Below are 14,696 nucleotides of genomic sequence, written 5' to 3' on the forward strand. Positions count from 1 at the left end.
AAATCCTTTTTTACGGTCAAGTTTGATTGCTGATTTCTGCCTCAAATATAAATTTATTTCAACTAAATGAAAGTGCAGAACCTTAATAATTGAGAAAAATCAGGCAAAATCTTTTTCCAGCAACGAAATATCTTTATAGAGTAAGTTCAGCCTTTCAGTTGTATTTTTAAGGGCCAGTTCAGCCTCCTTCTTCAAGTCCGACTTGCAGGCTTTTTCCAGATCAAGGGCTGCCATGGCAAGTTGCCCGGCGGATATGTTCGCGGCTGAGCCTTTCAGGGTGTGAGCTTTATCTCCAGCTTCCTTGAGTTGGTCGGCTTGTAGAAGTTTTTGCACATCTGTACTGAATTCAGTGTTGTAATCCCTAAAGTTGCGCAGAATGCTGACTAGAATTCCCATGTCTCCGCCGATGCGTTCCAGAACATCAGAGATGTCTATCTCATGACATCTTATATCATCTGAATCAGTGTTTGGCGGTGTTTGTGGTGCTTCTAATGCCGCGGGCTGAGCAAGTCTTTTTTGCTGTTTGAGATGGGTACGGATGGTGCTGAACATCTGCTCTTTATCAATGGGCTTAGGAATATAGTCGTCCATGCCGGAGGCAAGGCATTTTTCTTTATCGCCGCGCATGGCATGGGCGGTCATGGCGATGATGGGCAGATCTTTCATGCTGAGAGCATTGCGGATTATTTCAGTTGCTTCATAACCGTCCATTTCCGGCATTTGGATATCCATAAGAACAATGTCGTAGCCTGATTCCTGTACCATTTTTACTGCTTCAGCTCCGTTGGGCGCAGACACAATTTCAATTCCAGTGGGTTCGAGTATCTGTTCGGCTACCTGCTGGTTGATGGGATTATCTTCCACAAGTAGCATCCTGAAGCCTTTGAATTCATTTTCAATGGGTTGAGACGGTTCGGTGAAATCTTTTTTGGGAGCCTTGTAACCGAAGATTTCCATTATGGAGTTGAACAAAGATGCCTGTTTGAGTGGTTTACTCATCATCCTGTTAATTTGCGCATTCTGTGCTTTGGCAATAGCTGTATTCATCTCAGTGGCGGTGATCATCATTATGGGCAGTTCTTTTGTGTCATATGTTTTGCGGATTTCAATGCTTGCTTCATCTCCGCTTATGCCGGGGAGTTTCAGGTCGATGATAACCAGTTTGAATTGATTGTCTTTATTTTCTTCAATGAGTTTCAGAGCCTGTTCCGCGTCCGGGACGCTGGTAGGTTGAAAACCGAATTGTTTGAGATATCGCACAAGTACACTGCGGACTGCAAAGTTGTCGTCCACCACCAGAATCGGTGTGTTTTTAAGTTTCTGTGGTACTTCAAAGTCTACAGAGGATGGTTCAACTGCTACATCGGGAGTAATGGTGAAAAAGAAAGTACTGCCTTCTTCCGCTCTGCTGCGGAACCAGATATTTCCACCCATGAGATCGACAATGCGTTTTGAGATGGAAAGTCCCAGTCCAGTTCCTCCGTATTTACGGGTTGTGGAGCCATCCGCCTGTTTGAAGGCTTCAAACAGATAGGGCTGCACTTCTTTGGGAATACCTATTCCCGTATCTTTGATGGCAAATACAATTTCAGCCTTGTTGGCGTTAATCTGGTCGGCGGAGACAGTGATGATGATTTCACCTTTGTTTGTGAATTTAAATGCGTTCGCTGTGATATTAACCAGCACCTGACGCAAACGCAGGGGGTCTCCGATAATTCGCTGAGGAACATCCGGGCGGATATCAATCACCAGTTCTGTTTGTGAGGCAACCATCTGCTCTACAAAAAGATCGCTGATGTCGTGGATGAGCTGGTGAAGATTGAAATTTACTTCTTCGAGGCTGAGTTTTCCGGCTTCGATCTTTGAAAAGTCGAGAATATCGTTTATTAGTCGCAGCAGAACTTTTCCTGAGCTGATGATAATTTTTAGAAATTCCCGTTGTTTGCCCGAAAGACTGGTCTCCATAGTCAGATCGGCCATACCTATGATGGCGTTCATGGGGGTGCGGATTTCATGACTTACATTAGCCATGAATTCACTTTTGGATTTTGATGCGGCTTCTGCATCGTCCTTGGCTATTTCAAGTTCCTGGTTGATGATTTTTAGTTCTCGGTTACTGTTTTCAAGATTTTTGTTGCTCTGGTGTATTTTTTTCTGCAACTGGCCACTGTACTGCTTGAGCTTCAAATCCTGTTCTTCAATTTGTTGCAGCATGTTATTGAAGTTTTTAATAAGGCTTTCCATTTCCCCTTTGCATTGGATTTTGACCCGGGCACTATAGTTCTTATCCAGCGAAATTTGCCGTGCTGTCTGGCTTAATTTGGTGATGGGCGAAATGAGGATTCTGCGCATGGTTACAAAAAGCGCGAGGTTGATCAGGATAACCAGAAGCATGGTCCGGAGCAGGGAACTCAGCAGGGATTGGTATAACTCATCCTCAATGAATTTGGGAGAAAGAAAGATTTCTACGGCGCCGATAGGCTGGTTCATTATAGAAATTTCAGCTTTGCGTTTTACGAATTTGCCGGTGGGCCAGGTCGCGAAATTAATTATACTCCATGTTTCATCCCGGATCTTTCCAGCAAAAACATTACTGCCGTTGTCTTCGGTAACCAGAATGGCCTTGATGCGTTTGTCATTCATTTCTGAGAGCAGGATACGGTTGATGGCGGCTTGATCAACGTTCCAAAGCGGAGTAATCAGGGATTCGGAAAGTCTTTCAACCAGCCCGTCAGCTTTTTGGTTCAGCTCTTTCAGCATGTTACTACGCATGGAGCTGTAGTCGTACGCACCTGAAACAAAGAATGAAATCAGGGAGATGAAAACAATCAGAACTCCGATTCTGGTTTGTACTTTGTCGATTTTTAACAATTTTAATCCATTGGTTGACTAATTGGCCCAAATTTTAGCGTTACGGTTATATAGATAGACAACTGTTTAGCATTCCAGCATATTCAGTGCAAGGTAAAGAGTCTTGACGGGGGATAATTATTTGCCCTTCGGCAATGGACAAGCAGTCTTTCAAACGATAGAAACTCTCCATTCCAAATATTTAAGGACGGATATGAAGCAATGAAAATAGCTCTGTTACAGCTCAACCTGACAGTTGGCGATCTTGAAGGGAACGTGGAACTTATCCTTGATGGAATTAAAAGGGCTGCTGAGTGCGGCGCAAGGCTCTGCCTTACCTCCGAGCTTGCCCTGACCGGATACCCTCCGCGGGATCTGCTGCTGAATGCGGATTTTGTCTGCCGGTGCCGTGAAGCTGTTTCCGAAATTTCCCGGCGTATGCCCGAAGGTATGGCTCTGCTGGCCGGAGGAGTGGACCTTAATCATGAGGGAGTCGGCAACCCTTTGCGCAATAGTGCATGGCTGATCGAGCATGGGGCCGTGCCCAAGGTTTTTTATAAATGGCTGCTGCCAACCTATGATGTCTTTGACGAGCAGCGTTATTTCGAGCCTGCGGAAAACATAAATTTCTTTGAATTTGACGGTTTGAAAATCGGGGTGACCATCTGTGAGGATGTCTGGAATGACCGTGAGATCCGTAACGGAAGGCGTTACGGTTGTAATCCCATTCCGCAGATTATGGATATGAATCCGGATGTGCTGGTCAATCTTTCTGCTTCACCATTCAATATCGGTAAGCAGAAGATTCGTGAAAAGCTTCTCGGCGATATTGCTTCCAAATATAAAGTTCCGGTTTTTTATGCCAATCAGGTCGGCGGTAATGATGATCTGGTTTTTGACGGGCGCAGTTGTGCTTTCAGCACAGAGGGTAATCTACTTGCGCGCGGTCACAGCTTCAAAGAAGATGTCGTCATTGTTGAATCCGATTGTTCGGCAGGGCGTATTGAGGAAGATGATTTTTGTGAGGAAGCCGAGGCTTGGCAGGCTATGGTGCTCGGGCTGCGGGATTATCTGGGTAAGACCGGGTTCACTAAAGTGGTGCTGGGACTTTCCGGCGGTATTGATTCAGCCTTGACCGCAGCAGTCGCTGCTGAGGCCCTTGGAGCCGAGAATGTAACCGGGGTGCTCATGCCGTCGCCTTATTCCAGTAAGGGCAGTGTTGATGATTCGCTTGATCTGGTAAAAAATATCGGTATCAACTGTACCACCATTCCCATCGACAAACTCATGGGTCAATTTGAGGAAGCTCTTGCTCCTACTTTTGAAGGGTTACCCGCCAACGTGACGGAAGAGAATATCCAGTCTCGTATTCGGGGTAATCTTGTTATGGCTATTTCAAATAAGCTGGGTGCGTTGCTGGTCACCACCGGAAACAAGAGTGAACTGGCAGTTGGCTATTGCACCATTTATGGGGATATGGCCGGGGGACTGGCTGTTATTTCAGACCTCTACAAGACCCTTGTTTTCCGGGTCTGCCGTTGGCTCAACGAGCAGGGCAGGGGCGAAATCATCCCGGTGGCGATTATTGAGAAACCGCCGTCTGCGGAACTGCGTCCGGGCCAGAAGGATGAGGATTCATTGCCCTCTTACGATGTGCTAGACCGCATTATCGAGCTTCGGGTCGAGGGCCATAAAGCAGAGAGTGAAATCATTACTGAAACAGGATTCGACCCGGAAACTGTCCAGTATGTCCTGCGGCTGATCAGGATTTCAGAATTTAAGCGTAAACAGGCTGCACCGGGACTAAAGATTACGTCCAGAGCCTTTGGCACAGGATGGCGCATGCCGATAGCTTGCAGGTTTACCGGGTAGGTGTATCTGCGCTGAAAAAGTTTTGTGACGGATATATTTTGCCCATCAAGTCCTTTTGCGTGGATTTGATGGGCATTTTTTATATTTTCCCGGTCTCGTCTTCCATAAGCTCAGCGCAGATTTGCAGCCATTCAGGAAGTTTGTGGCTGAATTCGTTTTGTTCCAGCCATTCGGCGGAAAGCAGGTGAGGCGCATAATCACTGTTTTTGACCCGTAATTCGTGGTCAAATGAGTTGGCTACATGGATGGCTACGGCGGGACTCAAATCCACGCTGCCCAGCCGCTGCGGTTCGTGGTGGCAGTATATGGCTTCGATAATGTCTTCATCAAATCCCCAGATGGCCAGCAGGTAGGCTCCAACTTCCGCGTGGGTGAATCCGAGGATATCCTTTTCCGCCTCCTGAACCGGGAGATTGTCTTCGCGTACTATACTCAGGATGGTTCCGTATTCCTCCGGATAGGAAGTGGCAAGTACCAACTTACCTATATCGTGAAGGAATCCGGCAAGAAATGTGTGTTCGGCAAGTTCGTTGCTGCCGCCTTCTGCTTTAACTATGGCACGGGCCATGAGAGCCGTGTACTGGCAATGCTTACCCAGTTCTTCAATGGAAAAATCTATTTTGTCAGATCCCTTTGAATTAAACAGGTGTATTCCAAGCACCAGACCCTTGAGGTTATCCAGTCCCAGCAGGGTCACGGCTTGTTCCGGTTTTGTTACCTTGGAATAAAGCCCGAAAAACGGAGAGTTGACCAGCTTGAGCAATCCGGCGGTCATGCTCATGTCTTCGCCTATCATTTTACCGATATTGCTGATCAGCACATCATCTTTGCCGAGTTCCCTTTCAAGCTTCATGAAAAGGTCGGGCATGGAAGGAAGATCTTCTATGGAGGCAATAGCTTTGGCGGCTCTCTCATTAAGGAATATATTTTTCAAGCGTAGGCTTTTCTTGATTTTTGCGATCAGTTCAGAGCCAACATAAGGCTTTGTAATGAATTGGTGGGCGTAACCGATATATTGCAGGCAGTTTTCGGAATTAATCGATTCGGAGATTATGAAGCGTATACTTCCGGGTTGTCTGTTTTTGATCTCTTCAAGCAGTTCATGCCCTTGAAAACCATCAACGCAGAAATCAGAAGCAATAACATCGAAAGGGCAGGTACGCAGAAAGTCCATTGCTTCTTCTGCTGTAGATGCGAACTGTATATTCCATCTTTTTTTCATGGTAGACAGGTTTTTCTCAAGATACTCGAGTTGTGATTTGTCTGCGTCAATAAAGAGAATGTTTTTTGAGCGGCTCATAGTTATCTCCGAAAATCTGAAATGTATTGGATGTATAGTCGGTTGTACCTTTTTTTACTGATATACGATAGCACGGTCTATGGATTTTGGAAAATAAAAAACCCCGCTTCGGGTTGTCCAAAGCGGGGTCGGTCGTATCTGAAGTTGGCAGTTATTTCTTTATCAGCAGATAAGGCCGGTCGGAGATGAATTGTTCATTGATTACCGAGATCCCTTCAGGAGGATTCTCCCAACGGTCATAGTATTTTTTCTGCATGACTAGAATGACATTATCCTTTTCTGCGAGAACCTTTTCAATCTCTTCAATATCGCTGGTTTCGTGAATATTGGTCCCGGCGTAGAAGGAGAATATACCGGAATAGATCTTATGGGCCAGCGGATAACTGCCTTCTTCGACGTATTCCTTCATGATTTCACCCGTCTGGCGGGGACTCATGAGCGGATCAAGTGAGGGCAGGGTCTGCAATGCCAGCGGCTGGAGCCAGATGACCATGGCGGCGGTCATAACCAGAAGTCCTTTGTACGCCCCGGATTCCTTGATTTTGAGCAATGCAAGTCCGGCAAGTCCCATGATCAGCACGGTAAAGGAAAGTCCGTTCAGGGTGACATCAAAGGGAATGAGCACTTCTGCAAAAGGGGTCGCTACAGCAAGAAGCAGGTAGAACCCGGCTATAGCAGTCCAGAGTTTTTTGGAATTGATGACCGGTTTCTGTCCATCCTCACCGAGCAGTCCGCGTGCGGTCAGCATGGCTAGAGGAGCGAAAAGGGGCAGGATGTAGATCAGTACCTTGATGCTCAAGCAGGTAAGCATAATGAAGCCACTGATGAACATGATCCAACCCCAGTCCCGTCCGTCATTGGAGTTATTTTTGCGGTCGGCAGTGACTTTTACCCAGTGATCGACGCTGAAGATCTTTTTCAGCGGTACTGCGAAGATAGCCAGAGTCCACGGCAGCCATGCCAGCGGGAAGGCGATCAGGTAGTACTGGAAAGGCTCTTCGTGATGGAACGAACTTACCGCGCGTTGGTAAATCTGTTTGTAAAAGATATTATGGATAAAGGAAGACCCGTCCACGAGGATAGCACCAACAATCCATGCCAGCAGGATTGCCAGCAGGATGCCCAGCCCTTTGAGTAGTCCTTTGTCGCGCAGAAGCTTGATTTTGCCTTTCCAGATCAGGAAGCAAGTTGCGGTGAGCAGAGGAAAAATAAGTCCCAAGGGACCTTTGGTCAGGGTTGCTATACCCATGAAAGCGAAGGCCCAGATGAAGTACCTGCCGGAATCGCGGTTCTGAAATCCTTTGAATAGACAGATGTTGGCCCAGAGAATGAAGCCTCCGAAGAGCAGGTCCATCCTTGAATAGTGGGCAATGCCGATGAAGAAAATGTTGCTCAGCAGCACCAGTCCGGTGGCAAGGGATGTTTTGCGCCCGCAGCCCAGAGTGCGGGCAAAGCTGACAGTGGAAATCAGGAAGAATGCCGCAGAAAGTGCCGAACCGAGGAAGAAGACACTGGTGCCGTCTGCCGGGGTCAAAGTGTCGATGAGTGACAGGAACCAGAAGTATACTGGTGGTTTATCCGGGTAGGCAACGCCGTTCAGATACATTACAAGCCAGTGTCCGGCGTCCTTCATCTGGTGGTAAACGTCGGCGTAGCGGACTTCATCGGAAAACCACAGGGAACGGTAGTCCATGGTGAAGATGGATTGCAGGAAGAGTATGAACAGGACACTGAGCCATGGATTGGCTTCCATGATGTCCCAGATGAATGGTCTTTTTTCATAGCGCATGGGCTAGTCCTCTTTGGAAAAAAGGTGAATGGCGAATCCGGCCACTGATCCAAGCATCCAACCGCAGAAAACATCGCTGGGGTGGTGCCAGTTCAGGTAGATGCGGCTGAAAGCCACGGCTGCGGCAAAAGTGCCCAGCCCCAAGGTCAGCAGCAGGTTCCGGTAGCGTAGAATCAAGGGCAGGCTTGCCCCGTAAATTTCACATGTATGGCCCGAAGGCATGGAGTGGTAAGCCCCCCGTGTTGACATAGGCTCGAAGAACGTACCTTCGCCGGGGCGGGGCTTGCCGATGGCGATTTTTAGAAAGCGCACGGCGATCAGGCTAACAGCCAGCTGTACGCCGATAAATACAAGTGCGAAACGTAGCCGCGATTTATCGGTCTTGCGCTGCTTAATGCCCGTGATCAGAAACCAGAGGTAGATGGGGTAAAAGCAGGCGTTACCCCAGTTGGTAACTATTTTGGCAAAGGATTTCATATCCGGGTGGGCCTGCGCATGAGCATCAAAAAATGCCAGCACTTCCGCTTCGTTGCCGAAGTTAAAATAAAGGGCTGCAAAAATAAGCAGCAGGGGGAGGGAACCCAGAAAATAGTGGCAGAGGGTCAGGTTTCTATGAATGAAAGAATTCAATTACCTACTCCCCGCAGTCCTTGGACTCCTCCGCGGATTCTTCCTTGGCAGGAACATCTTCCGGGTGCTTGTCCGTGGTGAATTTATACCATGTATCCTTGTCCGTGTGCAGGTCTTCGAGTACTTCGGAAAGTTTTTTGCCTTCCTTTTTCCAGTACTTGTAACTGTGGTCCGGGCAGGAGAACGGAATAACCAGTGTGCCGTCTTCCATGAGATAGGGCATGTCTTGCTTAGTGTCACTCATGGGCACGGTTTACACTTTGACGGGAGAGGATTCAAGGGAATCTTTAAAGGAGGTGTTATTTGAAAATTGTGAACAAAGCTGAGGCCTGTTGCCATGAACATATGATTCAGGTAGTTGTTTTATTTTAAAATAAAGACATAGCTGCTACTTACTGTATAAGGCAGTTCCTGTGGAGAAATATTTTGAAATACGATTTGATTAAATGTCTAGATGATATTGAATATGGAGCGGTTCTTCTGATTTACGGAACCGGAGAAACCGGGCAGGAATTGTTTGCTGTATTAAAGAAAAAGAGACCGGACGTTACGGTTAAATGTTTTATGGACAGTTATAAAGATTCCGGCGGAATTCGGTCTATTCCGATAGTAAATGTTTCTGAGATAGGCCGTTTCAGTGTAAGCAATGTTGTCATAGCTTCCATGTTTTATGAAGAAATTGCGAAAGAGCTTGAGGATCGCGGCTGTCTAGATTTTTCCGTTTTTTTGAAAAAGGATAATTCCATCAATATATATAATGATTTGGTTTCTATAGATATGGATAGGATGTTTATGCTTGATGAACCCCCAAGCGTGTTTATGGAGGATGTTTATTATATATTCAATCTTGGTTCTGGGCTGGACGCTGAGAAAAGGTTGCTTAATATCATTGATTGTAAAGATCTGTCAGGTGCCAAACATTCCTTTTTAACAGTGCTTGATTATGATTATGAGGCAATTTTCAGTAGCAAAATTGATCATCAAGGATGTGATGAATTTTGCATAATTGATTACGATGGCAGAAGGTCGCAGCTTATCGGGATGGCAGAATATATAACGAATTCTTTGGGTAAACAGGTTTCAATTTATAAACGACCATATCCTCTGAGGAATTTTTCAGTTGTTGAAGGAAAAAAAATATTATTTCATGAAATATGTAAAAATGCTCTTTCCAGCACGGTTGAGATTATTAAACAGGTAGCTACAAAGCATCAGGAGCATCGTGTGCGCTTCAAGGAGCAACGTAATTTTGGTGATATATGTGATCCCTTCTTTGAAGAGTATACTCGATTTGCAATAGTTCGAAATCCTTACGAAAGATTAGCCTCTATATACTCACATATAATGCGGGAAGCGCCAGATGCTTTTCTTTATCCCGTTTTAAAAAAAAATATTCCGAATTTTAATTTTGAATCCTTTTGCAAGTTTATCGCGGAATGTCCGGATGAATTTTCCGATGTACATTTTATGTCCCAGACCGCCCACCTAACGTTGGCGGGAGGGTTGAGGAAAGATTTAACCTTGTTGCGAATGGAAAATTACGCTGAAGATGTTACGGATTTTTTTGCTAGCATCGGGGAGGATATAGAAGTTCCTCATAAGAATGTATCCCGCCCGAACGAAGTTGACTACATTAAAGACTATTACACTCCAGAGTTAATCAAACTAGTCAATGAACGATATAAAGATGATTTTATTAATTTCGGGTATGAGTTTTTGTAAGTTTTTAAATAGGCTTTAAAAGCGAAAGTCCCTTGCAGCGGGCAGGTGCTGCAAGGGACTTTCTTATGATGAATTAACTTACTGGACGTTGTTGTCAGACTGACCCTTTCAGGCCGCCTTGCGGTTTGCGGACACATTCATGGCCCGGTCCATGTGGCGGACTTTGGTCAGAATTTTTTTGACGATCCGCTTGTAGTGAGGCAGATCCTTGGGCACGTAGCGCGACTTGGCCCTTGCCAGCCCTGCCATATCAAGAATTTCGTTATACAGGTAGGGCATGTAGAGCAGGTCCTGCCTGATGAAGAAATATACCTCATGGAGAGTCTTGTGGATTTCTTCCTGATTCTTGCCATGCTTGCGGAAAAGCTTTTCCAGCCGCTTGGTGACGTGATTCAGTGATGAGGTCCACTTGGGGCTGCGCGGGTCAAATGTCGGCATATTGCGTGGGGTGGCGGTCATGTTCATGGCGGTCTTGAAATGGTCCATGCTTCCCGGCACTGCGGAGAGCAGCCCTTCCATGTTGACCGCATGCATATCAACATTGCGGGTGCCTTCGATAACTGCACAGCCGCCGTAAAGGTTGAAGAACGGTGTGCGTAAATTTTTTATATCTTCTTCCATTTCACGCTTGGAAGTCATGTACTGGATAGTGGAGGTCAGTTTTTCGCCGTCTGCATTTTCCAGTTCCACCAGCATAGCCGAATTGTACTGGGCACCGGAGTTCTGGTGACCTGATGCGTGGGATACCTGACCTTTCCATGCGAAATCCTGTCCAACCATCAGGATATGGTTGAAGCCGCACCAGTCTAGAAATCTTGCCAGAGTGATACTGACGTTACTACCCGCATCGAAAACTTCCTCATGGTTGTTCAGAGCGAATGTTCCCAGTCCGCCGACGGTCCACATGGGGATGGTCGGTCCGGGATATGCGGCAAGCACTTCATGATCCAGCTTGGTGGAGTAGATGAGTGGGATATCCTTAGCCCATTCATGGTCCAGTTGATCATAAACTCTGCTCATGGAAGCGTTGTAGTCAATACCGATACAGAAGTGGGGCTTGATTCCGGTTTTCTGCACAGCGGGAAGACCCTGCAAAGAGGTGGTGAATATTGCTTGTCCCGGATTCTTAGCCAGTTCCGGTCCGAACTGAGTCAGAGAGGGACCGGCACCAAGAACTACCGCGCCCATGCCGCGTCCGGCTCCCTTGAGCGGGGTGATACTGCCGTCTTCAAGGATGCGTGAAAAGTTGTCCAGTTCGTTGCCGACCATGACGTCCTGTTTGAGACGCAGGGTGGTCATTTCCACGGTGAAGGATTCCATCTTGTTGCGGATGGTGGCGGACCAGCGTGCGTATTCCGGGCCGAGCTGCTGGCTGGCCATGTCCAGTCGCAGATAAATTTTACCGTATACGAATTGAAGGTCGAGGTCTTTAATGATACTCATCAAACTGTTTTCATCGACTGGGCAAAAATGGAGTTTTCCGGCTTCCATAAAAGGACGGTAGTCGGTCTGTCCCAGACAGGCGAGTATCATTTCGGGATTAGGGTCGGTAACAATGACTTTGTGGGTGTCGGGTGTGCTCATAAGTACCTGATTGAGTCCGTAGCCTACATTGCATCCGACAATGAAAGTTGCACTGGTTTCGGGCTTATCTTCGGCCTTCCAGCTTTTGTAGATCATGTTGGGCGTGACGGATTCAAACATCCCGATGCCGTTTTCCATTTTCCAGTCGAGAATGTCCCACTTATTCTGGAAGAGCGATTCATGTAATTTCTCTTCGTCAATATCCTGACTGCTCAGCCAGGCATAAAAGGGCGGGTTGTATGTTTGAAGAGCTTCGATGTTGTCTTTAAGAAAAGGATAGGCTGACATTTGTTCCGTCCTTGGCGACTGTTTTTATTAGCTGTAGCTTGTACCGGGTTCATTCCTTACCCCGGTTTACCAACCAGATTGATGATCTTCTGCTTTGTATTTGCAAAATGATTGCCAGAAATAAAAGGACGTGGCCTCTTTTTTTGTTTTCTTAAAGATAAATAGCTGAAAGGATTAAATAAAATGTTTGCGCGTGATATTCTTGAACTGGTCGGCGGAACCCCGCTTGTTGAAATGCGGGTGCTGAATCCCAATAAAAATGTCAAGATTCTGGCTAAGCTGGAAGCCATGAATCCCGGCGGTTCCATCAAGGACCGTGCAGCCGGGGCTATGATCCGTAAGGCTGAGAAGAGCGGGGAGCTGACCCCGGATAAAATCATCATCGAAGCTACTTCCGGCAATACCGGAATCGGGCTGGCCATGGCCTGTGCCGTGCGCGGTTACAAGCTGATGCTGATAATGCCCGAGACCGCTTCCGAAGAACGCAAGATGATTATGCGCGCCTACGGGGCCGAGATTATGCTCACCCCCGGCCACCTTGCCACGGACGGGGCCATTGAACAGGCTTATCGTTTTTACCGTGAGGAGCCGGGAAAGTACTTGCTCATGGATCAGTACAATAATGAAGCCTCCATCGAGGCTCATTATGATGGAACCGGGCAGGAAATCTGGGATCAAACCGACGGGAAAGTTACCCACGTTGTTGTTTGCCTCGGTACCACCGGAACGGTCATGGGCATCACCAAGCGACTCAAAGAGTTGAATAAAGATATCCAGATGATCGCGGTGGAACCCGAGCCGGGACACAAGATTCAGGGCCTTAAAAATATGCAGGAATCTTATCCTCCCGGCATTTACGATAAGCAGAAGCTTGATCGTATTATCCGGGTGCAGGATAACGACGCATTTGATGCCTGCCGCCGTCTTGCCAAAGAAGAAGGGGTGTTTGTAGGCATGAGTTCCGGTGCTGCCATGGCCGGGGCTGCTTTGATTTCTTCCGAACTTGAAGACGGGCTGGTGGTGACCATTTTTCCTGATGGCGGTGAGCGTTATCTTTCTACCCCTCTGTTTCGTCCGCAGGTACTCAAGGGACCGAAACTTTTTGACCAGAGCAGCGGCGAGGACCGGGTACTTTCCATCTCCGAGGCCGAAACCGGGCTTTTCACTATGGGACCGTCCTTTGATAATCCCTACGATCCTGAAGTGTTCCGGCGCGTAGTCCTGCTGGATGTGCTGGCCCGTCATCTTGAACGTGAGGGTGCCAAGGTTTCCGCGCTGGTGGGCCTTGCCGATCTTGAGGATCAGACTTTAGCTGCTTCCCGTGAACGGGGTGTGGACCGGGAATCTTTTTCCACTGAGGTTGCTACAGCCGTGCGCAAGGCCGCTCATCTGCTGGGTGTGCGCAAGTCTATGCGTTTTGAACGTGCTTCCGAATCCGTGGACCGCACAGTGGAGCTTTGTCGTGCTTTGTTGGCCCACGGTTTGGCTTACGAGAAGCTGCGTTCTGTATATTTCGACATCTCCCGTGACAAGGGCTACGGTCAGATGTCCAACATGGATATCGATAAGGTCAGTCTCGGCAAGACTGTAGATATGGATGATTATGTAAAAGAGAATCCGCGTGATTTCACTCTGCTCAAGCGTGCAACATTGCAAGACCTTAAACTCGGCGACATCATCGAGACCGAGTGGGGCAATGTGCGTCCCAGCTGGTTTATGCAGCAGGCCGTGACCGCTCTTGAAGGATTGCCCGGAGTAAGTCTCATGCTGGCCGGGGAAATTCACCGCTTTCCGCATCTGGATAACCTGCGCGCCATCTGGGCTGGAGCCGGGGTTTCCCCGCAGGCATGGATGGTGGCCCAGCCGGTACTTCCCGGCGGTCCGGTGCTGCCCTGTGTGGATGAACTTATCGAGCAGTCCGGACAGCCCATAGCTGTACGTATGTGGATGCTCTCATCTTCCTACAAGAAGCCGCTGGTTTGCAGTGAGCAGTCCATTTCCATGTGGGTCAAGAATCAGCAGAAATTGCAGGATTTAGCCGCAGGTCTGAGCATACATGCCGGGGATTCCGGTGAGGTGTCCGAAGATATTGATCAGGAGGTCTTTACCCTTAAGTCCGGTCTTTCGCAGGCCCTGAACGACAACCTCAAGCTGCATCGTTTCTGGCCCATCCTATTCAGCTTCACCAAGACTATTAATTCCCAGCTGGGCAGCGCAAAGCTCTCAGCCAAGGAAGCTAAATTCTGCCTCGATCAGCTTCTCGAAGTTGACGACATCCTAGGCATCCTCGATCACGAAGCCATGCCCGTACCGTTCGTCTCCCTACCCGAAGAAGCAAAGGATCTGCTGGAGCAACGCGAGCTTGCCCGCGCAAATAAGGATTTTGCCACTGCCGACGGCTTGCGCGACAAGCTGCTGGAGCATGGCTTTAATGTTGAGGACAGTTCCGAGGGGGCGCGGGTTTTCCGGGTGAAGAATTAGTTGATGCGCTTCGCGTTTTTGATAGATGATTTCGCCTCCGGCGGCCAAAGGGAATAATCCCCTTTGGAATCCCTATTAGGGGGAGGTGTTAGTCATGGAAAAGTTTCATTGTATTGAATGCGGAACGGATATTTCCGACCTGCCAGCCAGATGTCCGAAATGTGGACATGGATATACTTA

The 14,696-nt window shown here is 47.8% G+C and carries 9 protein-coding genes; 3 read left to right on the forward strand and 6 right to left on the reverse strand.

Going from position 1 to position 14,696, the window contains the following annotated elements:
• Window positions 1–99 precede the first annotated feature (99 nt).
• Window positions 100–2,871, reverse strand: a complete 2,772-nt coding sequence (locus D0S45_09035) for a sensor histidine kinase (GenBank protein TIH16545.1) — start codon at window positions 2,869–2,871, stop codon at window positions 100–102.
• A gap of 201 nt (window positions 2,872–3,072) precedes the next feature.
• On the opposite strand from D0S45_09035, the gene D0S45_09040 reads away from it, so the two are divergent.
• Window positions 3,073–4,722 (forward strand): NAD+ synthase, encoded by a 1,650-nt coding sequence (locus tag D0S45_09040; protein TIH16546.1) that lies wholly within the window; start codon window positions 3,073–3,075, stop codon window positions 4,720–4,722.
• A 79-nt stretch (window positions 4,723–4,801) separates the two neighbouring features.
• On the opposite strand, the gene D0S45_09045 is transcribed toward D0S45_09040, so the two are convergent.
• From D0S45_09045 to D0S45_09060, 4 genes are all read right to left on the reverse strand, one after another.
• Window positions 4,802–6,022: an HDOD domain-containing protein gene (locus tag D0S45_09045; protein TIH16547.1), complete on the reverse strand. Its 1,221-nt coding sequence runs from the start codon at window positions 6,020–6,022 to the stop codon at window positions 4,802–4,804.
• Window positions 6,023–6,173: 151 nt separating this feature from the next.
• On the reverse strand, window positions 6,174–7,811 hold the full coding sequence (locus tag D0S45_09050; GenBank protein TIH16548.1) for a glycosyl transferase: 1,638 nt from the start codon (window positions 7,809–7,811) through the stop codon (window positions 6,174–6,176).
• 3 nt (window positions 7,812–7,814) lie between these two features.
• Complete coding sequence (locus D0S45_09055; GenBank protein ID TIH16549.1) at window positions 7,815–8,441, reverse strand: phosphatase PAP2 family protein; 627 nt, start codon at window positions 8,439–8,441, stop codon at window positions 7,815–7,817.
• Between the two features lie 4 nt (window positions 8,442–8,445).
• A complete protein-coding gene (locus tag D0S45_09060) occupies window positions 8,446–8,685 on the reverse strand; it encodes a hypothetical protein (protein ID TIH16550.1) in 240 nt (79 codons plus the stop codon).
• A gap of 182 nt (window positions 8,686–8,867) precedes the next feature.
• On the opposite strand from D0S45_09060, the gene D0S45_09065 reads away from it, so the two are divergent.
• Window positions 8,868–10,163 carry a hypothetical protein gene (locus D0S45_09065; protein TIH16551.1) on the forward strand — a complete coding sequence of 432 codons (1,296 nt, stop codon included), beginning with the start codon at window positions 8,868–8,870 and terminating at the stop codon, window positions 10,161–10,163.
• A 108-nt stretch (window positions 10,164–10,271) separates the two neighbouring features.
• Here D0S45_09065 and D0S45_09070 read toward each other — a convergent pair whose 3' ends face one another.
• Window positions 10,272–12,035 carry a DUF115 domain-containing protein gene (locus tag D0S45_09070; GenBank protein TIH16552.1) on the reverse strand — a complete coding sequence of 588 codons (1,764 nt, stop codon included), beginning with the start codon at window positions 12,033–12,035 and terminating at the stop codon, window positions 10,272–10,274.
• Between the two features lie 183 nt (window positions 12,036–12,218).
• Between D0S45_09070 and D0S45_09075 the strand changes: the two genes are divergently transcribed.
• Window positions 12,219–14,516, forward strand: coding sequence for a cysteine synthase (locus D0S45_09075; protein ID TIH16553.1), 2,298 nt, complete (start codon window positions 12,219–12,221; stop codon window positions 14,514–14,516).
• Window positions 14,517–14,696: the final 180 nt, after the last annotated feature.

It is taken from the genome of Marinifilum sp. JC120 (assembly GCA_004923195.1).
Taxonomy (GTDB): domain Bacteria; phylum Desulfobacterota; class Desulfovibrionia; order Desulfovibrionales; family Desulfovibrionaceae; genus Maridesulfovibrio.